We start from the raw sequence: 22,245 nt of genomic DNA, 5'->3' as shown, positions 1-22,245 counted from the left end.
CCGGAATACACGAAGGAGCCGACCATGGCAGACGAAAAGTTCTACTTCAACCCGTCCACCGGCGAGGTCACCCAGGGCAAGGTTGCGTCCTGGGACAACCGCATGGGCCCGTACGACACCCGCGAGGAGGCGGAGCGCGCGCTGGAGACCGCGGCGCAGCGCAACCAGGTCGCCGACGACCAGGATGAGGCCTGGGAGGACTAGGACGCGAGCCGTGCGCCCGAGGGGAACCCGCTCCATGACGAGAAGGGGATGACGAGGGTGCGACAAAAATTCCGCATCTTCGTCACCCCCTGTTCGTCATCCAGCTACAAGGCCTGCAACGCGCCCCCCGGCTCTACACCTGCTTGAATGCCTTCTTGATGTCCTTGATCGCCTTCGGGTAGTCCTCGAGCGCTGCGCGCCCGATCTCCAGTTCTCGCTGGTAGAGGATGCCGTACGCGAAGGTATCTTCGCCGCGGTCGCGCGCCGCCCGAGCGAGGCGCTCGATGTGCTCGCGCGCGGTCACCGCGTCCTGGAAATCGCCGAGGATGGTCTGCAGCCGCTTGCACGCCTTGGCCAGCGGCCCAGTCTTCAGGCCCGCGTCCTTGGCGGCTACCGCGGCGTAGCGCAGCTTCTTCGCCGTCTTGCGCACGTCGTGCACGTACGACTCGCGCTGCAGCAGCGGCAGGGAGGTGTCGCCGTAGTATTTTTCCACCTTTGCGTTGCGCTTCTTCAGCTTCTTGTACGCCGCCCGCAGGTGCGCGTAGAGCACCGCGTCGGCGGGTTCCTCGGGCTCATGCTTGTCCGCGCCACCCTCATCCTCATCAACCTCACCGGGGAGGTGGGGCGTGAGGGCGTCGTGAAGCAGCGCGTCGACCTCGGCGAGCAGGGCGGTGAAGCGCTCGGAGTCGAACATGTCGACGATGTCGGCGTGGGCCTCCTCGTAGACGCCGCGCATGTCGCGGTTGATGTGGGCGGCGGTGATCACGTCGATCTTGTCGGACTGGTCGCTGGCCAGCAGGTCGTGGAAGCGCTGCTCGACCACCTCGGCGTCGCGGGCCATGCCGAGGACCGCCGCGGCGTGCTTGAGCTCCGCCTCGAGGTGGGCGAGGTCGCCGGCGGTAATCACGCCGTCGAAAGTCTCCAGCAAGGAGCGCAGCTCGCGGGTGGCTACGCGCATCTGGTGGACCGAGTCGTATTCGTCGGCGCGCACGCGCGGCTCCCAGCTCATGATGGCGTCGCGCTTGTCGCGCAGGGAGGCGTACACGGCGTCGGCGGCCGCGTCGCCGGTGCCCGCGGACGGCAGGGGCGCGTTGTTGAAGCTGTCGCCAAGCGCCGTGGCCAGCTTGGACGGCGAGTCCGCGCGGCGGGCGCCCGCGGCCAGCATCGCCTCGGTGGCGCGGCTGAGCAGGCGCTCGCCGGCGGGGGTGCCGGCGATGGCGTCGGTGAGCTCAAGCTCCCACTCGCGCCACTCGGAGGCCGTGCCGCCGGGCAGGTAGGACTCGGCGGAGACGTGGTCGTCGCAGAACTCCGCCACCGCGAGCGAGTCGGCCGGGTCCGGGTAGCGCACGCCGATCACGGTTTCCACGCGTCGGTTGTCCACGCGCGCGATCGGCTTCAGCGGCGGGTGGACGGGGCCGAGGACGTCGCGCACCGCGTCCAGCAGCGGCTCGGGGACGGTGTCGGCATCGCTGCCAACTCCGTTGCCACTACCGGTGCCGTCCGACAGCGGGTGCTGCAGCTCGCGGCGCCCGCCGGACTCGCCGGGTAGCTTGACGTGCCAGCCGGCGTCCTTGCCGCCGGTGCGGCGGCGCAGGGTGATCTTGGAGCGCGTCAGGCGCAGGTCCGCGGTATCGAAGTAGATGGCGGAAAGTTCGTGGGTGGTGGTGGAGATGGGGGACAGTGTGGCGTCGATAAGCGAAAGCCTGGGTGGCTTTGTGTCGGCGTCGACGGCGAGCTTGACCTCGAGTTCCAGAAATTCCTGTGGTTGTGGCATACGTTCCTCTCCTCACTTCGGCTGGCATAGAGTCTAGCCCGGCTACAGTGGGCCGTATGAACACTCAACAGGAAGAGGTCCTGCGCAAGGTAGAGCAGCAGGACATCGCGTTTCTGCGGCTCTGGTTCACCGACATCTTCGGCTCGCTGAAAACCGTGATGATGTCGCCCGCGGAGCTGGAATCCGCGTTTGATGAGGGCGCGGGGTTTGACGGCTCCTCCATCGAGGGCTTCACCCGCATCTCCGAGTCCGACACGCTGCTGAAGCCGGACCCGTCGACCTACCAGGCGCTGCCGTTTGACGAGGACTCCGGGCTGCAGACCGCGCGCATGTTCTGCGACATCACCATGCCGGACGGCGACCCGCTCTACGCGGACCCGCGGCAGGTGCTGCGCCGCCAGATCCAGAACGCCCGCGACATGGGCTTTGAGTTCCTGGCCAGCCCCGAGATCGAGTTCTACGTGGTCAAGCCCTTCGAACCGGGCGAGCATCCGCGGCCGGCCGACAAGGGCGGCTACTTCGACCAGGCCAAGCGCAACGAGGCGCCGAAGCTGCGCCGGCAGGCGATCAGCGCCCTGGAGTACATGGGCATCGTCACCGAGTTTTCGCACCACGAGGCCAGCGCCGGCCAGCAGGAGATCGATCTGCGCCACACTGACGCGCTGACCATGGCGGACAACGTGGTGACGTTCCGCTACATCGTGAAGACGGTCGCCGAAGCCAACGGCGTGCACGCCACGTTTATGCCCAAGCCGTTCCGGGACATGGACGGCTCCGCCATGCACACGCACTTCTCCCTGTTCGAGGGCGACGAGAATGCCTTCCACGACCCGGACGATGAGATCAGCCTGTCGCGCACCGGCCGCCAGTTCATCGCCGGCATCATCGAGCACGCCAACGAGATCTCCGCCCTGACCAACCAGTACGTCAACTCCTACAAGCGCCTCCAGTTCGGCTCCGAGGCACCCACCGCCGCGACCTGGGGCGTGTCCAACCGCTCCGCGATGGTCCGCGTGCCCACCTACCGGCTGCACAAGGCGGAGTCGCGCCGCGTGGAGGTCCGCTCGCTGGACTCCGCCGCGAACCCCTACCTGGCCTACGCGGCGGTCCTGGCCGCCGGCCTGCGCGGGATCGAGCAGGGCTACGAGTTGGACGAGCCCGCCCGCGACGACGTCTTCTCGCTCACCCGCCGCGAGCGCCGCGCGATGGGCTACCGCGACCTGCCCAACTCGCTCGACCAGGCGCTGCGCTACCTCGAGCAGTCCGAGTTCATGGCCGAGGTGCTCGGCGAGCAGGTCTTCGAGTACTTCCTGCGCGCCAAGTGGGACGAGTGGCACGACTACACCTGCCAGGTCACCCCGTGGGAGCTGGAGAGCGGGATGGACCTTTAATATGGCGCTTCCCACCCCAGCAAAACTCGGCCTCGTCTCGCCGCGCGCCGCGGAGGACATCGAGGAGCTTTCGCTTGTCGACGCCCCCTCGCTCTGGACCCTCGCCGGCACCGGTGACCCCGACCTGGCCCTGAACAACACGCACCGTTTCGCCGGGGCGCTGCAGGAGCACGCGCCGGGCGAGTGGGCCGAGGTGCGCGACCAGCTGGCGGCCGATCCGGCGTTTTGCACGCGCTTCTTCGCGCTGCTCGGCGGCTCGACGGCGCTGGCGGACCACTTGGTGGCCAACCCGGAGCAGTGGCGCGCGCTGGCGGGCGAGTTGCCCACCGCCGAGGAGATGCGCGAGGCGATGCTCGCCGCCGTGGACGCCGCGCCGATCGCGGAGGCGACGTACCGCGCCGGCGCGCGCTTCGACGACAAGCACGCCGCGAAGGAGGCGCTGCGCGACGCGTACCGCACGCTCATGATGCGGGTCGCCGCCGCGGACCTGGCGGGCACGTTCGCCCCGGTGAAAGGCTACGGCGGGACGGAACCGCTCGGCTACACCCGCACCACCGAGACGCTGACCGCGCTTGCCGACGCCGCGCTGACCGCCGCCCTCGCCGTCGCCGTCCGCCACATCTACGGCGACGAGGAACCGGACACACGGCTCGCCGTCGTCGCCATGGGCAAGTGCGGCGCCCGCGAGCTGAACTACATCTCCGACGTGGACGTCATCTTCGTCGCCGACGACGCCACCGCCAAGGCGACCCGCACCGCCAGCGAGTTCATGCAGCTGGGCACCGCCTGCTTCTTCGAGGTGGACGGCAACCTGCGCCCCGAGGGCAAGGCCGGCGCGCTCGTGCGCACCCTGGACAGCCACGTGGCGTACTACAAGCGGTGGGCCGAGACGTGGGAGTTCCAGGCCCTGCTCAAGGCGCGGCCGCTGACGGGGTCGCTGGAGTTGGGGCAGTGCTACGTCGATACGCTTGCTCCGCTCGTGTGGGAGGCCTCCCAGCGCGAATCCTTCGTGGAGGACGTGCAGGCGATGCGGCGGCGCGTGCTGGCCAACGTGCCCGAGTCGCTGCGGCAGCGCGAGCTGAAGCTGGGGGAGGGAGGCCTGCGCGACGTGGAGTTCGCCGTGCAGCTGCTGCAGCTCGTGCACGGGCGCATCGACGCCGACCTGCGCAACCCCAACACGGTCGCGGCGCTCGAATCGCTTCGCGACGGCGGCTACGTCGGCCGCGAAGACACGAGCAAACTCATCCGCGCCTACGAGTTCCTCCGACTCCTGGAGCACCGCCTGCAGCTGCAGCGCTTCAAGCGGACCCACCAGCTGCCCGACGCGGACGACGAGAAGCGGCTGCGCTGGCTCGCCCGCGCCGCCGGGTTTCAGGCCACCGCGCGCCGCACCGCGGTCGAGGAGATGCAGCGGGCGCTGTCGCAGCTGCGCCAGGTGGTGTCCAACCTGCACGAGCGCCTCTTCTACCGCCCGCTGCTGGAGGCCGTCGTAGACCTGTCCATCGGCGAGGCGACCTTCTCCGCCGACGCGGTCAAGGCGCAGCTGGCCGCGCTGGGCTACCGCCACCCCGCCCGCGCCTACGACCACCTCAACGCGCTGGTTAAGGGCACCTCGCGCAAGGCGAAGCTGCAGGCGATCCTCCTGCCCACGCTCATGCACTGGCTCGCCGGCACTGCCGACCCGGGCGCGGGCCTGCTCAACTACCGCAAACTGTCGGACGCCGCGCTGGATCGCAGCTGGTTTCTGCGCATGCTTCGCGACGAAAGCGTCGTCGGCATGCGCCTCATGCACATCCTGGGCAACTCGCCGTACACCTCCGACCTCATCATCTCCGCCCCCGACGTGGTCAAGCTGCTCGGCGACGGCTCCAGCGGGCCGCGCCTGCTCGAACCCGCGCCGGACCAGGTGTACAAGGCGATCATCAACTCCGCCAACCGGCACCGAGGCAACCCCGACAAGGCCGTCGCGGTGGCGCGCTCCCTGCGCCGCGCGGAGCTGGCACGCATCGCGTCTGCGGACCTGCTGGGCCTGATGGAGGTGCGCCAGGTGTGCACCGAGCTAACCATCGTGTGGGAGGCGGTGCTGCAGGCGGCGCTGGAATCTGAAATCTACGCCGACCTGCAGGACCAGGAGCTGGCCGAGCAGCCGGCGCGCATCGCGTTTATTGGCATGGGCCGCCTCGGCGGCGCGGAGCTTGGCTACGGCTCCGACGCCGACGTCATGGTGGTTGCCGAGCCCGTGGGGGAGACCTCGGAGTCCGACGCCACCGCGTGGGCGGCGCGCATCGTGGACCAGATGCGCAAGCGCCTGGCCAAGCCGTCGGGCGACCCGCCGCTCGAGGTGGACCTGGGGCTGCGCCCCGAGGGCCGCTCCGGCGCCGTCGCGCGCACGATCGCCTCCTACGAGCGCTACTACCGCGAGTGGGGCGAGGTGTGGGAGAAGCAGGCGCTGCTGCGCGCCACCGGCGTCGCCGGCCACGCGCCGCTCGGCGAGCAGTTCCTACAGATGATTGACCAGTTCCGCTACCCCAAGGGCGGGGCGAGCAGGGCCGACATCCGCGAGATCCGCCGCATCAAAGCCCGCGTGGACAACGAGCGCCTCCCACGCGGCGCCGACCGCGCCACCCACACCAAGCTGGGGCGCGGGGCGCTTGCCGACGTCGAGTGGACCGTCCAGCTCCTCACCATGATGCACGCCCACGAGCACCAGGGGCTCCACACCACGTCCACCCTGGACTCGCTGGACTTCCTCGCGGAGTTAGACGACCCGGAGGTGCTGGCCGCGTCGAAGGCGGAGATCCTCCGGACCGCCTGGCTCACGGCCACGCGCGCCCGCAGCGCGCTCGTGCTGGTCGCGGGCAAGCGCACCGACCAGCTGCCCGCGCCGGGGCCGCACCTGGCGCAGGTGGCGGGCTCCGCCGGCTACGACCCGGACGACCAGCAGCAGTTCTTGGAGGACTACCTGCGCATTACGCGCCGGGCTCACCAGGTGATTGAAGAGGTGTTCTGGGGAGAAAAGCCCACCCGCGAGTTTGATTAGCGCCGTCTCCCGCTCGCGCCCGTAGAGTGGGGGCATGGCTGTTCACTTTTCTATTGATCTGACCGATGCGACCTACGCCGACCTGGTGGCGCTGGTGGAGGGGGCGCGTGTGGCTGGCGTCGATAAGCGTGCCGCGCTGCACCTTGAAGATACGACGCTGTCGCTCGAGGTCGAGCCCGAAGTGCGGGCCGAGCGGGGCGCCGCGCGGGGCGAGCACGCGCCGGCGACGGGCGGGCAGCTGCCGCAGCTTGGCGACGCCGCCATCCGCTCCGTCGTGGACATCCTGACCGGGCGCCAGGAGCCGCCCCGGCGGTAACGGCTACGCGTCCTGCAGCTTCTGCCGCTCGGCGGGCGCCTCGTTGACGATCTTGACGCGCGGTGTCGCGGTGAGGCGCTTCGCCTTGCGGCGCGACACGAGCAGGCCGATGAGCAACACGGCGGCCGTGACGTAGAAGGCGATCCAGGCGAGCTGGAAGTCGTGCCACTGGTAGGCTTGCCCGTGTGAGGAGTGGTCGAGCAGCACGCCGACGGTCTGCGCGCCGATCATGGTCGCTACGAACCCGCCCATGTTGCCCAGGCCGGTGCCGGTGGCGACCATGTTGGTGGGCAGGTTTTCGCGCACGGCGTCGAAGCCGAAGTTCGAGGTGGGCACGCACAGGCCCATGATGATGGCCATGGTGAGGATGGCCGCGTAGCTGCGCGGCTCGCTGGGCAGGAAGAAGATGATCCACGCCAGCGGGGTGACGCCGCCGAGGATGAGGGCGCCGAGGTCGCGGCTCGAGCCCATGCGGGCGGAGACCGCGCCGACGAACGGCGCCGAGGCGATGTTGACCACCGTGAACAGGATGAGCACGGTGCCGGCCTGGCTTTCGGTAAGGCCCATGCCGAGCGTCATGAGCGGCAGGCCCCACAGGAGGCAGAAGCTGAACATCCAGAAGATGACCCAGCCGTGGATGAAGAATGCCTCCCAGGCGATGGGGGAGCGCAGGACCACGCCGAGCACCTCCTTCATCGGGGTGCGGTCGTCCTGGCGCTGCTGCTTGATCTCGCGGCGCTGGCCGGGCGTCATCTCGGCCCATTCCGGGGTGTCGGCGACTGCGATCGCGGCGAGGAGCGCGACAAGTAGGCCGAGCGCGCCGAGGGAGACGAAGGAGACGGTCCAGCCCTTGGCGGTGAGCAGGGCGAGGAAGGGGACCGCGGAGAGGAACTGGCCGAGCTGGCCGAGCGCCGCGGTGAGCTGGGTGAACAGCGGGGTCTTCCGCGGCGGGAACCAGTAGGGCAGGATGCGCATGCCGGACAGGAACGCGGTGGCGTCGCCGGCGCCGATGAGGACGCGGGCGACAATGGCCACGCCGTACGACGTGGTCAGGCCGAGGACGATCTGCCCCACGGCCATGATGATGGCGCCGGCGACGAGCATGAAGCGAGGGCCGAGCCTGTCGATGAGCAGCCCGGTGGGGATCTGCGCGAAGGCGTAGACACCGACCTGGACTGCGGTAAAGACTGCGATTCGTGATGCGTCGACGTTGAATCTGTCGATAGCTTCCACGCTTGCCACACCGAAGGAGGTGCGGCCGAGGATGGCTACGGCATACACAGCGACTGCGCCGAACCACACGATAAGGGCTTTGGTTGTCAGTTGTTCGCGTGGATGATTGTTTGCCATGGCAATGAATGGTAGTACCCTAACGCCCGTTATGTTTAATTGGGATTACCTTTGAGGCAGCTGGTGCGCGTTGCACAGCCCGATGCGCCGCAAAAATATCTACGAATTCCAACCCGGTCCCGTAAACTCGACGCCCGTGGATTACATTTCAACTCGCGATACGACCGCCTCACCGCACAAGTTCACCGACATCCTGCTCGGGGGATTGAGCGCCGACGGCGGTCTGTTCATGCCGGCCACGTATCCGCGCCTGGAGCCTTCGCTTCTCGACGCCTGGCGTGACCTCCTCGCCGCCGAGGGGTACGCAGCCCTTGCGGCCGAGGTTGTGAAGCTGTTCGTGGACGACATCCCGCCAGCGGTGATCGAGGAACTCACCGCCAAGGCCTACAGCACTCCCAAGTTCGCCCACCCGGACATCGTGCCGGTCACGGAGCTGGACGAAACGCTCTCCATCGCCCACCTGTCCGAGGGCCCCACCGCCGCGTTCAAGGACATGGCGATGCAGCTGCTCGGCGAGCTGTTCGAGTACGAGCTGACCCGCCGCGGCGAGGCGCTCGCCGTGTTGGGCGCGACCTCGGGCGACACCGGCTCGTCCGCCGAGTACGCGATGCGCGGACGCAACAACATCCGCGTCTTCATGCTCACCCCCGCCGGCCGCATGACCCCGTTCCAGCAGGCGCAGATGTTCGGGCTGGACGACCCGAACATCCACAACATCGCTCTCGACGGCGTCTTCGACGATTGCCAGGACGTGGTCAAGGAGGTCAACGCCGACGCCGCCTTCAAGGCCAAGTACTCCATCGGCGCGGTGAACTCCATCAACTGGGCGCGCCTGCTTGCGCAGACCGTCTACTACATCTCGACCTACCTGCGCGTGACCGAGTCGAACGACGAAAAACTCTCGTTCGCTGTCCCGACCGGCAACTTTGGCGACGTGTGCGCGGGGTACGTCGTTAAGCGCATGGGCCTGCCCATCGACCGCCTCATCGTGGCCACGAACGAAAACGACGTGCTCGACGAGTTCTTCCGCACCGGCAACTACCGCCCGCGTTCCTCGGCGGAAACCCAGGCCACCTCGTCGCCGTCCATGGACATCTCGAAGGCATCCAACTTCGAGCGCATGCTTTTCGACGCCCTCCAGCGCGACGCCTCCGCCACCAAGCGCCTCTTCGGTACCAAGGTGAAGGAGGGCGGCTTCGACCTGGACGATCTGGGCGGCCAGGAGGTCCTGGACCGCATCCGGAACGACTTCGGCTTCGTCTCGGGCTCGTCCACCCATGCCGACCGACTCGCCACGATCAAGCAGACGTGGGAGGAGCACGGGGTAATGGTGGACCCGCACACCGCCGACGGCATCCACGTCGCACGCGACCTTGCCGGCGAGACCGACACCCGCATCGTGGTCCTGGAGACCGCGCTGCCGGTCAAGTTCGCCGACACAATCGTCGAGGCAACCGGCCGCGAGCCGGAGGTGCCGGAGCGCTTCGCCTCCATCTTGGCCGCCGACCGCCACGTCACGGACCTGCCCAACGACGCGGAGCGCGTCAAGCAGTTCATCGTCGATACCCTCGGGCAGTAAGCCCCAGCACGAAAAAGGAGCACACCATGGCACAAGAACAGTTCGCCGGCCCCGACTACTTCACCGAGTTCGACCCGGAGAAGTTCATCCGCGACCTGAAGATCCAGGCATCCGGCGATGCTGAGTCGGAAAACGACGAGGAGGAGCACTCGGACGCCGAGTAGCGTGACCCACTCAAACGATTCATCGACCGGCAACCACGCCAGGAAGTACCAGCCGACCTACGGCGAGCGCTGGACGTTCCCGGAGCCCGCGCCGCAGCACCGCGCCGCACCCGCCCCGCGCAGCACCACGGCACGCACCGTGAGCTGGGTGGTCTGCATCGTCGCGGTCGCCCTGTTCGTCGCCTCCGTGGTGTGGCTCGGCTTGACCACCTCGCAGCTGCCCACCGGCTCCGTCGAGGAGCGCCAGGCGCGCGAGGCGGTGCAGACCCCGCTGGAGACGGAGGCCGCCGAGTCTGACGGCCAGGCCAACCAGGTCCGCGTGCCAGCGTTCGCGCTGTGGGCGCCCGGCACGCGCATCCAGACGACGGACCACCAGCCGCAGCCCGGCGAGAGCTTCACGGCGCAGTCGTGCACCGTCGCGTTCAGCTTCAGCGACGCGGCGGGCCAGCACTACGCCGTCACCGCGGGGCACTGCGGCCACGCCGGTGACCTCGTGTGGCCCACGAACGCCTCGCGCGCCTTCGACTACGCGCACGAGGTCGGCCAGTTCGTCTACTCGGGGCTGTTTGCTCACGACGCCAGCGCTTCCGACGGCATCGACGTTGGCATCATCAAGATCACCGACCCGGACCGCTACATGGACGTGATTGGCGACCCAATCCCCACCGGCATCGCCGACGAAGTCCCGCCGGTGGGCCACGTCTGCAAAACCGGCGCCACCACCGGCTACACCTGCGGCGAGTTCGAAGACACGCAGCGGGTGCAGATCGTGAACGCGGGTGACGACGAGGACCGCGAAACCTTCGGCGACATCGCCGCAGTCTGCGCCGCCGCCGGTGACTCTGGCGGCCCGGTGTTCACCCACGTCAACGGCCGCGCCGTAATCATCGGCATCGTCTCCGGCACGGAGGCCGGCCGCAGCGGCGAGGACTGCTGGGAGGGGATGGAGAACCCGAAGCTCATGTCCTACTCAAACGTCGAGCAGATGATGACCGTGATCGACCAGGTCGTGCCGGACGCACAGTGGGAGACGCAGCGCTGGTAGCGCTGCGCTGCGAAGCTACCAGGATTGGCCAGGCTCCGGCATGCCCCACTTCTCGCGCAGCGCCGCGCCGGTCGGTTCGTGCTTGTAGGTGTGCGGCCGCGAGGGATTCGCCTCCATGATGGTGAGCTCGTCCTCCGTGAACGCCTCGAAGGTCGCGCGGTCCAGGTACGGGCGCAGGCCGAACTCCTCCCACGCCGGCTGCAGCGCCTCCACCTGCTCGTGCGTCGCGTCGAGCCAGTACAGCTGCGCGAGTTGACCGCCACCCTGGCGCTCCAGGTTGTTGGTCACCGTGACCGAGTTGGCACCGTGCTCGTCGCCGAAGTGGAGGAGGTCGGCGATGGTCTGGGGCGGGAGCGTCGTGAAGCAAAAGCCCAGCAGCTCGAAGCGCATGTTGTCGGGTGTCTCGAGAGTGAGCGTGTCCAGGCAGTTCTGCTCGAGCAGGCGCGAGATATGGCCGGCGGTCTCCGCACTCACCATGGCGGTGGGGGTGAGGTCACCGCGCAGCATCACACCGGTCTTCGTGGCGCCTACCTGCGCGTCGGCGATGACGTTGGGGCGGACGCTGGCGGCGACGTTGGGGGCGTCGGCAGGCGCGGGGTTCCAGGCGGTAACCGGCGGCGCCGGCGTCGTCTGCGTGGTGCGCGCGTTGGTCTGGTAGCTGGTCAGCGCCGCGATCATGACCACGAGCGCGATCAGCACCGCGCCGTAGACGGTGATAAATACGGCTTTGGGGAGGCGCTTCAGGGTGTGCATCGCAGCTATCCTAGCCGACGTAGACTCGTGGGCACGCGAACGACGAACGAAAGGACACGCCGTGCCAATCCCGGAATTTATCGTGCAGATCCGCGAGAAGATCGGCCACGACCCGCTCTGGCTGCCGTCGGTCGCCGCGATCGTGCTGCGCGATTCCGCCGACCAGTCCGCCTGGGCGGTGCCGGACGTGCTGCTCGTGCGCCGCGCGGACAACGGCGAGTGGACACCGGTGACCGGGATCGCAGAGCCGGGGGAGCAGCCGCACGACGCGGCGGTGCGCGAGGTGCGCGAGGAGACCGGCATCGAGGCTACGCCCGCCGCGATCCTTGGCGCGGGGTCCGTCGGCCCTCTCGTGCACGCCAACGGCGACCAGGCCAGCTACATGTCCGTGCAGCTGCGCCTCGAGCCGGTAAACCCCGCCGCGGAGCCGGTGGTGGGCGACGACGAGTCGACCGAGGTCGGCTGGTTCCCCATCTCGCGCATGCCCGTCACGGACCCGAAGTGGCGCCTGGCCATCGCGGACGCGGCCGCCCAGCGCCGCCACCCCGAGTCGTTCACTCCGCGGATGGGGCTGTCAAAGCGGTGAGGCTCGGCGTCGACTGCTCCGAATACCAGGCCGGCCTCGACTTCGCAGGCTTCGATTTCGCGGTCCTTCGCACCACCGACGGCACCTACCAGGACCCGTGCTTCGAGCAATTGCTTCTCGACGCCCACTCGTCCCACTGCTCCCTGTCCACCTACCACTACCTACGCAGCCCGTCGGAGGGCACGACCGTCGCCGAGCAGGTCGGCGCCGCCCTCGACGTGTTGGGCGGGAGGCGGCTGCCGATGTGGCTCGACGTGGAGTCACCCGCGGGGCTTTCGCTTGCCGACGTCCGCGCCGCCGCCACCGCCTTCCGTGCCGCCGACGTCCCCGTCGCCGGTATCTACACCACCGCCCGCTACTGGCGACGCCACATGCGCCTTGCCAACCCGGCGGAGTTCGGCGCGCTGTGGCTGGCGCAGTGGGGCGACAACTCCGTGACCGACCCCGCGCGCCTCGGGCCGTGGCCGCGGCCGCTCGGGTTCCCGGCACCGCAGGTGTGGCAGTTCACGTCCCGCGGGCGCGTCGGCGGGATCGCGGTGGATCTCAACCTTGCGGTTGCGGGGTGCATGGGGGTGGGCTAGGTTGTGGGCCTATGGGGGAGGAACAACTACGGGCCTTTTTGGCCTTCCGCGCTGGGGGTATTGCCACGCTCCGGCTCGTCGACGAGGCCGGGCTCGACGCGCCCGCGCTGGTGGGGATGGGCGCGGCCGAGGACTACGCGGATACGCTGGTGCGGCTCGCGCGGCGGTTCTTTCGGCCGACCAGCCACTCGCGCTACCAGGCCGAGGCACGCTCCGCGGCGGAAGCCAACAGTCACTGCATTGAGACGCTGGAGCTGATCGAGCGCACCGCTCGCCGCATCAGCAACCCGACCAAGCGTTGGGAATACACCGCCGAGCTGTGCGCCGCGCAGGGGGATACCGCCACCATCGCAAAGAAAGCCGCCCGGCTGCGCAAGGACTTCATCGCGCCGCGCGTGCCCGAGGACGGGGTGCGGATCCAGCGCGACATGAAAAACGACAAGTTCATCATCCGGCTCACCGGCCCTACTAACCGGCTGCAGGACGTGGTCACCACCTTTGAGACGCCCGACGAGCGGGGCAAGCCCATCGATGCGATCGACTGGATTGTCAACAACCGGCGCATCGTCCAGGCGCCGGTGGCGGTGCACGCGATTGTCACCGACAAGGACATCGACCACGTGCTCGCCGGCACCGACGACAGCGACGACACCGAGCCGGTCGTCGTCACCAACACCGGGGTCCGCATGACCACCAGCCAGTTGCTCAAGCGCCGGATCCTGCCGGACGGCTACATCACGCTCGCCGCGGAGCACCTTGGCCCGATCAACACCCACCGCATGCGCCTCGCGTCCCGGGTGCAGCGGCTCGCGTTGGAGGTGGACTCGCCGACGTGCTGCTGGCCTGACTGCAACGCGCCGATTTCCAAGTGCCAGGCCCACCACCTCACCGAGTACGCGCACGGGGGAGAGACCACCCCGGCGAACATGTGCTGGCTGTGCCCGCACCACAATGCCGTCAACGGCGACCCAAAGCGCGGCCGCATGACCCGCATCGACGGGCGCATCGCGTGGGTCGGTCCGAAGTACGCCGCGCCGCGCTTCACCGGCCGGGCCTACGCCGATACCGGCGCCGTGATCGGCGGGCCGGCCCAGGGCGCGCCGGCCGGTGAGCCCACCTACGCGGGGCCGTCGCCGCCGGAGTAAAGGCGCACGCGGCGGCGTGCGCGCGGATAGACTGTGCACCATGAAGGTGGTGTGCATTGGTGCGGGCGCGATCGGCGGGTACTTCGGCGGCGTGCTCGCAGAGGCTGGTCACGAGGTGTCGTTTGTCGCGCGCGGGGAGACGCTCGCGGCGCTCAGGCAGCGCGGCGTGCTGCTCAGCCGCGGCGACGAGCCGGCGCGCGCCGTCCGGGTCCACGCGGCGGAGCACGCCGGGGAGGCCGCGGACCTGATGGGCGGGGCGGACATCGTGGTTGTCGCCACGAAGGCGCTGCCGGATAACCCGACGTTCGCGGACCTCGCGGACGCGCGGCAGCTCGGCGGCGTGCCCATCGTCACGACGCAGAACTCGGTCGAAATCCACGACACCGCCGCGCGCATTTTCGGCGCCGACCGGGTCCTCGCCGGGGTGGCCCGCTGCTACGCCACGCGTGTCGGGCCGGCAGAGATCGTGCTCAATCCCGGGCCTTTGGCGTTGAGCTTTGGGCCGGTGGCGGGGGCGTCGATAAGCGAAACTGCCCGGGCGTTCCGCGCGGCGCTGGATGAGGCGGGGATCGGCGGCGAGCTGTACGCGCCGGGCGACGTGCTTACGGACGTATGGTCAAAAGCCATGTTTGTCACCACCACGGGCGCGCTCGGCGCGGTTGCCGGCGTGCCGATGGGCGTGCTTCGCGACGCTTTGCGCCCCCAACTCCGCGCCCTGATGAAAGAAGTCGAGGCCGCAGCCCGCGGGCTTGGCGTGCGGCTGCCGGCGGACGCGGTCTCGCAAACCCTCGCGTTTGCGGACCAGCAATACGCGGGCGCGACGAGCTCGATGCAGCGCGACATCGCGGACGGACTGCCGAGCGAGCTCGACGCGCAGGTCGGCGCGATCCGCCGGCAGGCCGCCGCTGCGGGCGTGCCCACCCCGCTGCTGGATTACACCTACGCGGTGCTCGCGGTGCGCGCCTAGCTCGTGCGCCCCTCCGCCACCCAACTGACGAACCGGCTCGAGCACAGCGCCCAGTGCGCGACGAGCAGCACCGGGATGCTCAGTGCGATCGCGTCCAGCCACTGCGACCCGCTGACCATCGCCATCTGGTGTCCGCCCATGCTGACGGTGCCCGGCGGGAAGGTGCACGACCACCATGCCGGAGAGTACGGTACCCAGCGCGCGGCGTTGGGGTAGAAGGTGATCATGGCGTATATCGCGAGCGGGATCGCGATGATCAGCGCGACCAGGCCGTAGTAGATGGAGACTGGGCCGGGGAAGAGGATCTGCATCGCGGTGGTGGATTGCCCGACCACGCCGAGTGGCACCCACGCGGTGGCGGACTTCGCGCCCTCGAAGTCGACGCGGCCGTGCCAGGCGGCCCAGTAGACGCGGGCGAACGTCGGCACCGCGGTAAGCAGCGACATGACAAACAGGGCGGTGCCCATCACGTGGTAGAGCGGGCCGTAGTCGTGTGCGAGCCAGCCGGAGACGGACGCGGAAATCATCGGCCCGACCAGCGGCAGACCCCAGGTGAACCGGGGCTCGCCGTCGAATCGCGTGAGCTGGATCGCCCAGGTGATGACGGTGACTGGGCCGCCGATCCAGAAGCCGATGAGCCTGTACACGCCGTCGCCGGTGAGCCCGGACAGCGCGGCGCCGAGCGCGAGGATGCCGATAAAGTACATCGACCACTCGGCCATCGTGGTGCGCTCGAAGCTGGGCTGGCGGTAGCGCGCAAAGCCTACGGTGAGCACGACCAGGATCACGCACGCGATGGCGGCGAAGACGCCGGCGAGGAAGAGGAGGTCCTCCTCGACGAGCAGGCGCGCGACGATCGAGGTGCCCATGAGGCTGCCGCCCCACGCGGGGCCCGGTGGCGGGAGTTGGCGAAATTTGTCAGTCACGGGCTTATGGTAATCCCTATTGCTTCACGACGCCACGTTACCCCACCCCAGCGGCGTATCATGAAGTTATGGGTTCCTATCATATGCTCGGCCGCGACGGGGCGCCGCGCGTTGCCTGGTGGCGTCCGCTTCTCGAGTTCGTCGTCGTCCTCATACTCTTCTTCGGCATCTACGCCGCGATGCTCGCGCTTTTCAGCGCGGCGGATCAGTTCTTCAACCCGTCGGTCAAAGCGATGGGCGAGTTCGAGTTCGTGGACACGCCCTGGCTCGCGCTCGCGGCGGGGTCAATAGAGGCCGCGACGATCCCTGCGGCGTTCATCGCCGCGTGGTTGCGGGGCCGGCGCCCGTCCGCGCTGTGGTCGGTGGAGCGCCGCTTCCGGTGGCGCATCTTTGGCATCGCGCTGGTGCCGGCGCTCGTCGCGTTCGGTGCGGAGCTAGGGTACACGCTGTGGCGGAGCGAACCCGCGGACGGTGCGTTCACCGCAGAGAACTTCGGTGCGTTGTGCATCCTCGTCGCGCTCATCCCGCTGCAGGCGCTGTCGGAAGAGCTGGTGTTTCGCGGCTCGCTGGTGCAGGCAGTAGGGCAGTGGACCCGCTCGCCGTGGGTGGCCTACCTCGTCCCCGCGTTGATGTTCGTCTCCGTCCACGACTACGGCTGGCGAGGCCAGCTCAGCGTCGCGACGTTCGCGCTCTGCGGCGCGTTCCTCACGTGGGCAACGGGCGGGCTAGAGGCGTCGTTGGCAGTGCACGCCGTGGCGAACACGCTCGCGATCCTACCGGATCCCTTCCACGTGCCCGTTGCGGGCTTGGCTGAGGCGACGGTGGGGGATGCGGTGGCGTCGATAGGCGCGACCGTGCTTGCCACCGCAGCGATTTGGTGGCTGGTGGCTAGCGGTACTGCTGCGAAATCTCGTTGAAGCGAGTCTGCTCCTTGCCAACCTGCTTGCGCTGCTGCTTCGCGCGCTTCTTCCTGCGCACCTGGTTCGGGGTGTCGCGCTCCTCGTAGCGCAAGCCCGGAATACCGGTGCGCATCGTGCGCGTGCGGCCGCCGTTGGAGTTGAACGTGTAGCGGAACGGCCCGGAGCCGACGGACGCGGAGAGGCCGGAGCCGGACAGGGTGAATCGGAACGGCCCGAACTTCTTGGAGCGGCGGAAACGGAACGGCATGGGGGCTCCTTATCGACGTAGCGTAAAAGTCCCTCAAGCGTAGCAAAGACCACCCCACACTCGACCTTGGTGCGCGGTGGCAGGACCGTAACGCTTTCATGAGACGTGTTCGTTCCGCGGGAGATCGCGCCTGGGCGCCGGTACGTTGGTCCGCATGGCTAACCAGATCGTACGGAAATTGACCACCAAGACGGCTGCCGCGGCAGCGATCGGCGCGCTGGCGCTCAGCGGCGTCGGTACGGCGGGGGCGCAGGACCTGTCGTCTGTGCCGAGCGTCGCAAACCTGAACGTGACCGACTACGTCGATACCGACCGCCTTGGCGAGCTCAACGCCACCGTACTTGGCGGCGCGAGCGGGAAGGCGGCGGAGCAGCGCGCGTCGCAGTCTTCCGTCGTGACCACCCTGCCCGCCGACGCGCAGCCGCTGCCCAAGTCCCAGGCGCAGCGCGCGGTGACCGGGCTGCTCGAGGCTAAGCAGAGCCAGGCGATGACCGTGGAGCTGCGCGCCGACGGCACGCTTACCTACAGCGACGGCTGCAACTCCGGCAACGGCCTGTACACCATCGACGACGCCGGCGCGCTGCACGTCAGCGGCCTTTCGGAGACCCGCGTCATGTGCGATTCCGCGACGATGAACAACGCCGCCGCGCTGAAGTCGGTGCTGCAGTCCACCCCGGCCGTGTACGAGGTCGCCGGTGGTGTCGCGCTCGGGAGCGAGGCGAAGGCGATCGAGTTTACAAAGGTCGCCGCGCAGTAGTTACCCGGCGGCGATGAGCGCGTCGCGGTTGATCTTGCCCGCCAGCGAGCGCGCCACCACGAACGGGATCCAGAGCATCTGGCAGAAGAGCAGTTTGGCAAAGAACAGCGCCACGTCCACGTTTGAAGGTTCGAATCCGAGGCGCGTCGCGAGCGCCAAGAATCCTGCTAGGACAAACATGGCGGTCGAGGAGAAGATGGACCAGCTTAGTCCCTCGTCGCGGGCCTCGATGTGCCGCTGGGTTTCATACTCGTCGAGCTCGGCGCGCGGCAGGTCGGCCCGCCGATGGACTTGCGAAGCAGCAAGAGTCCGACCGCGGCGAGCGCACCCCCGCCGAGCCACAGCGCAGTGGACACGGTGGGGTTGAATAATTGGAGGACCGCAGCGAGCAGTACGATCGCGATTCCGACGTCGGTGGCCAGAGTGAGTCGCTTTCGCTTCACGACGCTCGCGTGAACATCTTTCGGTGCCATGGGGAGTCCTTTCGGGGTTTAGGGTGTGCGGTAGATCTCGGTTGACATTGGCGTGAACTCGGTACGGGAGAACACGGCTTCCACCGGCAGCCCGAAGACGTCGCAGATTTTGAAGGCGAGGTCGAGGCTGGGGTAGTGGTCGCCGCGTTCGAGCGCTCCGATGGTTTGTGGATTGACTTCAACCGCTTCCGCGAGTTGCCCGCGCGACATGTCCCGTTCGGTGCGCAGCACGCGGATACGGTTGAAGATCGGATCCACAGGTTTTTTCTTTGGGGACATGACTCAGAGTGTTGTATAAACACAACGGATTGTCAACTGTTCGCGTTAATTTTCATGCGATGTTCAGCTTCGACCGCCGCGTTTAGGAGCGCCCTGGAGATACCGTTCTAGTTCTCTCAAGGTGGTTGATTTGGCGGTTTTGCTCGGTAGGTTGAGAGCCATGGCTTCCAAGATCATGAAGAAACTGTCCACCGCTACCCTTGCCGTCGCCCTGATGGGTGGCGCCACCGGCACCGCCCACGCGCAGGAGCTGCCGCAGGGCCTGTCGTCTGACCCTGCGATCGTCGAGACCGCAGTCGGGTTGAGCTCCACCCTGCTCGGCGGCGCACCGCAGCTGCCGGGCTCCAGCGCTCAGCAGCCGGGTGATCCGGCCGAGCAGGGCGGCCTGATCACCGCGCTGCCCGAGTACGCGCAGCAGGCTCCCGAGCACCTGTGGGCTTCTTCCGTCGAGCGCCCGCTGCAGGCGAAGGCCAACGAGAACGTGACCATCGAATTCAGCCCGGATGGCACCTTCTCCTACGGCGACGGATGCAACTCAGGCAACGGGACCTATCACTTCGATGAGCAGGGCAAGCTGCACGTCGGCGATCTTGCACAGACCCAGGCGCTGTGCGACCCGGCGGCAGAGGCTGCCGCCAAGGACCTGAAGACGATTCTGCAGGCCAACCCGGCGGTCTACCTCATCGACCGAGAGACCATTGCCCTGGGAAGCCAGGGGCAGGGTATCGAATTCGTGGAGGCGAAGGCCACGATCATCGAGCCGCAGGAAGGCTAAGAACGCGACCCACGAGAAACGATGCACTCGCGGCCCGGGCCACTTTGGTCCGGGCCGCGTAGCTTTACCCTGTGACTGCACACAGAAAACCGATTCCAAAAGTCGCCTACGCGCCAATGCTCGGGCTGGAAACGTACGTCCGAGCGCGCGTCGACAAGCGCTATCAGCACCTGGTGCAGCTGCGGGCTTCCGCGCTCAACCAGTGCGTGTATTGCCTGGCCATGCACCGTCGTGAGGCGAAGAAGGACGGCTGGAGCGAAGAAAAGATCAGCAGCACCGAGCGCTGGACCGACTACAAGGAGCAATTCTCCGACGAAGAGTGCGCAGCGCTCGAGCTCACCGACGCAGTGACGTGAATCCACGGGGAGGAGTCCGTGCCGGACGAGCTCTGGGATCGGGTCGAGCACCTGCACGGGGAGAAGGGTGCGAGAAACCTGCTCATGGCGATCGTAGCGATCAACGCCCGGAATCGGATCGGCATCACCACACGACTTAACCCGCGAAGCCTCTCCGGAGTTGACGACTTCGACCTAGGCATCCGGGCATAAGCAAACCCCGAGGGAACACCCTCGAGGTTTTGACTTACGCGCGCGGAGACGTTTGTGAAACCGGGTGGCCAGGAGCCGCGCGTAGCCATTTACCCCGGTCCCCGGCAAACCCGACCCGGTTCTCCCGCGCCGTGCTAGTTCGGGGAGGTCACGGGCGAACTCACCGCCAGGAGTTTCGCCCACGTACCGGAGTCCCGAATGTCCTTCTCGTAGGCGATGACGTAGCCCACCTTCAGATCGCGCATGTCAGGGTCCGCAGCCATGAGGTTGATTGCCTCCTCGGCAGCGGCCCGCTTGCGCTGCACCTCGTCGTCGGTTCGTCCACGTTCGTCCTTGCCTTCAACAATCCAGGTCCGCCCGTCCTTGTCACGGACGATGAAGTCCGGGTGGTGGGTGGAGCTGGCCCCGTCCTCGCGGTAGAGCCGGGTCCACCACTTAATGCCGGGGGAGACGTCGAGGTCGCAGGCCAGTTTGGCCTCGCCCGCTTCAGAGTCTAATGCGGCGGCGTTGTACAGGTTGTTCTCCCAGCCGGTGTAGAACTGGTACCGCACGTACTTTTCGCCGTTGCCAGGGCGGGGTGCGATGGTTTTGCCCGCCGCGAGTGCGTAGGACCGGCGGGCACAGTTTGACCACGGGTTGCAGTGTCTTTGCGAACGCGGCGACCTCGCGGTCAACGAGTTCACTAAGCAACGTCGCGGCCACGGCGAGCGTGTCCATTGTCCATGTGTGAAGTGGTACGGCGCGCAGGAACTCGGGTAGGATACGGTTGTCAATCTGTCCAATGTTGTCGTTGTTCGGCTCAATCAGCCGGTGGCGCAAAAGCGTCGTCTTGAGTTCCCTGCGCACGGTTTCAGCGTCCACTTCCAGCCCGGCCACGGGTTGCTGGCGCAGTCGCTCCGGCGTAATGGTGTGCGGCTTGAAGTTCGGTTTGTAGCGCTCCATCACCGCCGTGTCCATCTCCGTGACGCGGTAGGCGGCCCGCTCCACTTCGCTGTTGGGCAGTTTGCTCAGCGAGTAGTAGGAGTCCTCGCGCACGCGCGTGGTGCGCGGGAACAGGAACGACACGGTGCGAAAACGTTCCACGAGTTCAACCACGGCGCGCGGCGTGGGCGTGAGGTGCCACTTCTCGGGGTCCGTGCCGTCGCCGCCGAGTTCGCGCAGCGTCGTCGCGGGGTCCGGGTCCGGTGAGGGCGCGGGGGCTGGGGGCGAACCAGTACCCGCGCCGGTTCCGGTGCCCGGCTGTGGTGCCGGGTCCAGCACCTTCTCCACGCCGAACGAGCGCAGCACCTTCTCGCTATCGAGCAGGAGACGGAACGAATCGTGCGCCACCACGTCGAGCGTGTCAATGGGTTCCTCCTCCGTGTACTTGCCGAACGGCAGTCGCAGGCCACGGCCCAGGGTCTGCTGGGTCAAAATATCCGAGTCCATCGCGCGCAACGTCACCATCACCGCAATCGAACGGGTATCCCAGCCCCGTTTGGTGTACCGATGACAGGGGTGCTTTAACCCGCTGTGAGAAAGGTCATTCTTGCTGCTAGTTCGACTTGTACATGGTGTTTACAGGGGGAGGTGGACGTGTCGAGCTAACAACTTCCTCGGAATACATGGATAATTGGGGCGGTTAGAAGTAATCGAGCAAACCCGCTACATGAGTGAAAGGAGCAAGTCATGGCACGTGTGAACGATGTAGCAAGGTACATTTTGGAGCGTCAAGGCGGTCACGTGAGCACCATGAAGCTTCAGAAGCTCGTGTACTACTCGCAAGCATGGAACTTGGTTTGGGATGAAAAGCCGCTTTTCAACGCCCGGATTGAAGCGTGGGCCAATGGTCCGGTGACGCGGGAGCTTTACGGTTATCACCGTGGCGAGTTCACCGCGAACGTTAACATGTTCCCCGGTGATTCCGACCGTCTCACTGCCGACGAAAAAGAAACTATTGACACGGTTCTTGGTGCGTATGGTCACCTAAGCGGGCAACAGTTGAGCGACTTGTCCCATAGCGAGCGTCCTTGGCGTGAGGCGCGTGAGGGTGTGGTAGATGGTGCCTCTTCTACTAACGAAGTTAGTCAAGAAGTCATGCAAGATTTCTACAGTGCCATGCAGTCGGCTTCTACTGTCTAGCGGTGGGTAGTAAGAAGCGAGAGAAGAAGAAGCTTGCGCGTCAGCAAAACAACGCCGGTGGCAAATACGTCCCACCGGTCAGTCCGGTTGCTAACGACAAAGCTGTTCCTTCTACCGCAACTGGCGATGAGTCATATCGGGAGAAGCTTGTTCGGTGGACAGTGAGCGAGCTAGATGTGTCATGTCTAGGGACTTTTTGGACAAGGAGTCCAGGAAGTTTTTGGACAGGATGTCTAGTAGCTTTTTGGACGCCTGCAGCGGTGGAATAGCCGGATGGCTATTCCACTACACAAGCGCAGAAAGG

At 67.1% G+C, this 22,245-nt stretch carries 26 protein-coding genes; 16 read left to right on the top strand and 10 right to left on the bottom strand.

What is annotated here, in order from left to right:
- Window positions 1–24 precede the first annotated feature (24 nt).
- Window positions 25–204 carry a hypothetical protein gene (locus CKJ85_RS03995; protein ID WP_095278206.1) on the top strand — a complete coding sequence of 60 codons (180 nt, stop codon included), beginning with the start codon at window positions 25–27 and terminating at the stop codon, window positions 202–204.
- Window positions 205–337: 133 nt separating this feature from the next.
- Here the strand turns inward: CKJ85_RS03995 and CKJ85_RS03990 are convergent, their stop codons facing one another.
- Entirely contained in the window at window positions 338–1,978 is a 1,641-nt protein-coding gene (locus CKJ85_RS03990; protein WP_095553492.1) for a CYTH and CHAD domain-containing protein, read from the bottom strand.
- Between the two features lie 56 nt (window positions 1,979–2,034).
- Here CKJ85_RS03990 and CKJ85_RS03985 point away from each other — a divergent pair, with 56 nt between their 5' ends.
- The 3 genes from CKJ85_RS03985 to CKJ85_RS03975 are packed head-to-tail and all read left to right on the top strand — an operon-like array spanning window position 2,035 to window position 6,725.
- The gene (locus tag CKJ85_RS03985; RefSeq protein WP_095534934.1) at window positions 2,035–3,369 is read left to right on the top strand and encodes a glutamine synthetase family protein; all 1,335 of its coding nucleotides are present in this window, start codon (window positions 2,035–2,037) and stop codon (window positions 3,367–3,369) included.
- Window position 3,370: 1 nt separating this feature from the next.
- Entirely contained in the window at window positions 3,371–6,409 is a 3,039-nt protein-coding gene (locus tag CKJ85_RS03980) for a bifunctional [glutamine synthetase] adenylyltransferase/[glutamine synthetase]-adenylyl-L-tyrosine phosphorylase (RefSeq protein WP_095553491.1), read from the top strand.
- 34 nt (window positions 6,410–6,443) lie between these two features.
- Window positions 6,444–6,725, top strand: coding sequence for a hypothetical protein (locus CKJ85_RS03975; RefSeq protein ID WP_095553490.1), 282 nt, complete (start codon window positions 6,444–6,446; stop codon window positions 6,723–6,725).
- Between the two features lie 3 nt (window positions 6,726–6,728).
- On the opposite strand, the gene CKJ85_RS03970 is transcribed toward CKJ85_RS03975, so the two are convergent.
- The gene (locus tag CKJ85_RS03970) at window positions 6,729–8,075 is read right to left on the bottom strand and encodes a nitrate/nitrite transporter (protein WP_095553489.1); all 1,347 of its coding nucleotides are present in this window, start codon (window positions 8,073–8,075) and stop codon (window positions 6,729–6,731) included.
- A 136-nt stretch (window positions 8,076–8,211) separates the two neighbouring features.
- Here CKJ85_RS03970 and thrC point away from each other — a divergent pair, with 136 nt between their 5' ends.
- Genes thrC through CKJ85_RS03960 form a run of 3 tightly spaced genes read left to right on the top strand, consistent with a single transcriptional unit; the run spans window position 8,212 to window position 10,863 of the window.
- Window positions 8,212–9,654, top strand: a complete 1,443-nt coding sequence (gene thrC, locus CKJ85_RS03965) for a threonine synthase (RefSeq protein WP_095553649.1) — start codon at window positions 8,212–8,214, stop codon at window positions 9,652–9,654.
- Window positions 9,655–9,680: 26 nt separating this feature from the next.
- Window positions 9,681–9,818 (top strand): hypothetical protein, encoded by a 138-nt coding sequence (locus CKJ85_RS12090; RefSeq protein ID WP_165765497.1) that lies wholly within the window; start codon window positions 9,681–9,683, stop codon window positions 9,816–9,818.
- 1 nt (window position 9,819) lies between these two features.
- Complete coding sequence (locus tag CKJ85_RS03960; protein WP_233126938.1) at window positions 9,820–10,863, top strand: S1 family peptidase; 1,044 nt, start codon at window positions 9,820–9,822, stop codon at window positions 10,861–10,863.
- A gap of 15 nt (window positions 10,864–10,878) precedes the next feature.
- Here the strand turns inward: CKJ85_RS03960 and CKJ85_RS03955 are convergent, their stop codons facing one another.
- The gene (locus tag CKJ85_RS03955) at window positions 10,879–11,616 is read right to left on the bottom strand and encodes a hypothetical protein (RefSeq protein WP_095553487.1); all 738 of its coding nucleotides are present in this window, start codon (window positions 11,614–11,616) and stop codon (window positions 10,879–10,881) included.
- Between the two features lie 61 nt (window positions 11,617–11,677).
- On the opposite strand from CKJ85_RS03955, the gene CKJ85_RS03950 reads away from it, so the two are divergent.
- Genes CKJ85_RS03950 through CKJ85_RS03935 form a run of 4 tightly spaced genes read left to right on the top strand, consistent with a single transcriptional unit; the run spans window position 11,678 to window position 14,895 of the window.
- Window positions 11,678–12,202 carry an NUDIX domain-containing protein gene (locus tag CKJ85_RS03950; protein ID WP_095553486.1) on the top strand — a complete coding sequence of 175 codons (525 nt, stop codon included), beginning with the start codon at window positions 11,678–11,680 and terminating at the stop codon, window positions 12,200–12,202.
- The gene (locus CKJ85_RS03945; RefSeq protein ID WP_095553485.1) at window positions 12,199–12,783 is read left to right on the top strand and encodes a GH25 family lysozyme; all 585 of its coding nucleotides are present in this window, start codon (window positions 12,199–12,201) and stop codon (window positions 12,781–12,783) included. Before CKJ85_RS03950 ends, CKJ85_RS03945 begins: the two co-directional genes overlap by 4 nt.
- 11 nt (window positions 12,784–12,794) lie before the next feature.
- Window positions 12,795–13,928: an HNH endonuclease signature motif containing protein gene (locus tag CKJ85_RS03940; RefSeq protein ID WP_143340140.1), complete on the top strand. Its 1,134-nt coding sequence runs from the start codon at window positions 12,795–12,797 to the stop codon at window positions 13,926–13,928.
- Window positions 13,929–13,968: 40 nt separating this feature from the next.
- Window positions 13,969–14,895, top strand: a complete 927-nt coding sequence (locus tag CKJ85_RS03935; RefSeq protein ID WP_095553483.1) for a 2-dehydropantoate 2-reductase — start codon at window positions 13,969–13,971, stop codon at window positions 14,893–14,895.
- Here CKJ85_RS03935 and CKJ85_RS03930 read toward each other — a convergent pair.
- Window positions 14,892–15,821 (bottom strand): TDT family transporter, encoded by a 930-nt coding sequence (locus CKJ85_RS03930; protein WP_095546927.1) that lies wholly within the window; start codon window positions 15,819–15,821, stop codon window positions 14,892–14,894. The genes CKJ85_RS03935 and CKJ85_RS03930 overlap by 4 nt on opposite strands.
- A gap of 68 nt (window positions 15,822–15,889) precedes the next feature.
- On the opposite strand from CKJ85_RS03930, the gene CKJ85_RS03925 reads away from it, so the two are divergent.
- The gene (locus CKJ85_RS03925; RefSeq protein ID WP_095553482.1) at window positions 15,890–16,738 is read left to right on the top strand and encodes a CPBP family intramembrane glutamic endopeptidase; all 849 of its coding nucleotides are present in this window, start codon (window positions 15,890–15,892) and stop codon (window positions 16,736–16,738) included.
- Here CKJ85_RS03925 and CKJ85_RS03920 read toward each other — a convergent pair.
- On the bottom strand, window positions 16,710–16,988 hold the full coding sequence (locus CKJ85_RS03920; RefSeq protein ID WP_095278178.1) for a DUF4236 domain-containing protein: 279 nt from the start codon (window positions 16,986–16,988) through the stop codon (window positions 16,710–16,712). The two genes, CKJ85_RS03925 and CKJ85_RS03920, sit on opposite strands and share 29 nt — an antisense overlap.
- A gap of 154 nt (window positions 16,989–17,142) precedes the next feature.
- On the opposite strand from CKJ85_RS03920, the gene CKJ85_RS03915 reads away from it, so the two are divergent.
- Window positions 17,143–17,745, top strand: a complete 603-nt coding sequence (locus CKJ85_RS03915) for an META domain-containing protein (protein WP_095553481.1) — start codon at window positions 17,143–17,145, stop codon at window positions 17,743–17,745.
- Here the strand turns inward: CKJ85_RS03915 and CKJ85_RS11785 are convergent, their stop codons facing one another.
- The 3 genes from CKJ85_RS11785 to CKJ85_RS03905 are packed head-to-tail and all read right to left on the bottom strand — an operon-like array spanning window position 17,746 to window position 18,497.
- Complete coding sequence (locus CKJ85_RS11785; RefSeq protein ID WP_143340139.1) at window positions 17,746–17,925, bottom strand: hypothetical protein; 180 nt, start codon at window positions 17,923–17,925, stop codon at window positions 17,746–17,748.
- A 26-nt stretch (window positions 17,926–17,951) separates the two neighbouring features.
- Window positions 17,952–18,218, bottom strand: coding sequence for a hypothetical protein (locus CKJ85_RS03910; protein WP_095553480.1), 267 nt, complete (start codon window positions 18,216–18,218; stop codon window positions 17,952–17,954).
- 18 nt (window positions 18,219–18,236) lie between these two features.
- On the bottom strand, window positions 18,237–18,497 hold the full coding sequence (locus CKJ85_RS03905) for a helix-turn-helix transcriptional regulator (protein ID WP_095553479.1): 261 nt from the start codon (window positions 18,495–18,497) through the stop codon (window positions 18,237–18,239).
- Window positions 18,498–18,657: 160 nt separating this feature from the next.
- On the opposite strand from CKJ85_RS03905, the gene CKJ85_RS03900 reads away from it, so the two are divergent.
- Window positions 18,658–19,272 carry an META domain-containing protein gene (locus CKJ85_RS03900; RefSeq protein WP_095278169.1) on the top strand — a complete coding sequence of 205 codons (615 nt, stop codon included), beginning with the start codon at window positions 18,658–18,660 and terminating at the stop codon, window positions 19,270–19,272.
- Between the two features lie 71 nt (window positions 19,273–19,343).
- Window positions 19,344–19,628 (top strand): carboxymuconolactone decarboxylase family protein, encoded by a 285-nt coding sequence (locus tag CKJ85_RS12200; RefSeq protein ID WP_233126937.1) that lies wholly within the window; start codon window positions 19,344–19,346, stop codon window positions 19,626–19,628.
- 326 nt (window positions 19,629–19,954) lie between these two features.
- On the opposite strand, the gene CKJ85_RS11780 is transcribed toward CKJ85_RS12200, so the two are convergent.
- Window positions 19,955–20,371, bottom strand: a complete 417-nt coding sequence (locus CKJ85_RS11780) for a hypothetical protein (protein ID WP_143340138.1) — start codon at window positions 20,369–20,371, stop codon at window positions 19,955–19,957.
- The gene (locus tag CKJ85_RS03890; protein WP_143340137.1) at window positions 20,307–21,266 is read right to left on the bottom strand and encodes a hypothetical protein; all 960 of its coding nucleotides are present in this window, start codon (window positions 21,264–21,266) and stop codon (window positions 20,307–20,309) included. The genes CKJ85_RS11780 and CKJ85_RS03890 overlap by 65 nt, the downstream gene beginning before the upstream one ends.
- Before the next feature lie 222 nt (window positions 21,267–21,488).
- On the opposite strand from CKJ85_RS03890, the gene CKJ85_RS03885 reads away from it, so the two are divergent.
- Window positions 21,489–21,941, top strand: coding sequence for a Panacea domain-containing protein (locus CKJ85_RS03885; protein ID WP_095553477.1), 453 nt, complete (start codon window positions 21,489–21,491; stop codon window positions 21,939–21,941).
- Window positions 21,942–22,245 lie beyond the last annotated feature (304 nt).

The sequence above is a fragment of the Corynebacterium sp. NML 150383 genome, from assembly GCF_002285085.1.
Classification (GTDB): Bacteria; Actinomycetota; Actinomycetes; order Mycobacteriales; family Mycobacteriaceae; genus Corynebacterium; species Corynebacterium gottingense.
This window is presented reverse-complemented; position numbering and strand designations above follow the sequence as displayed.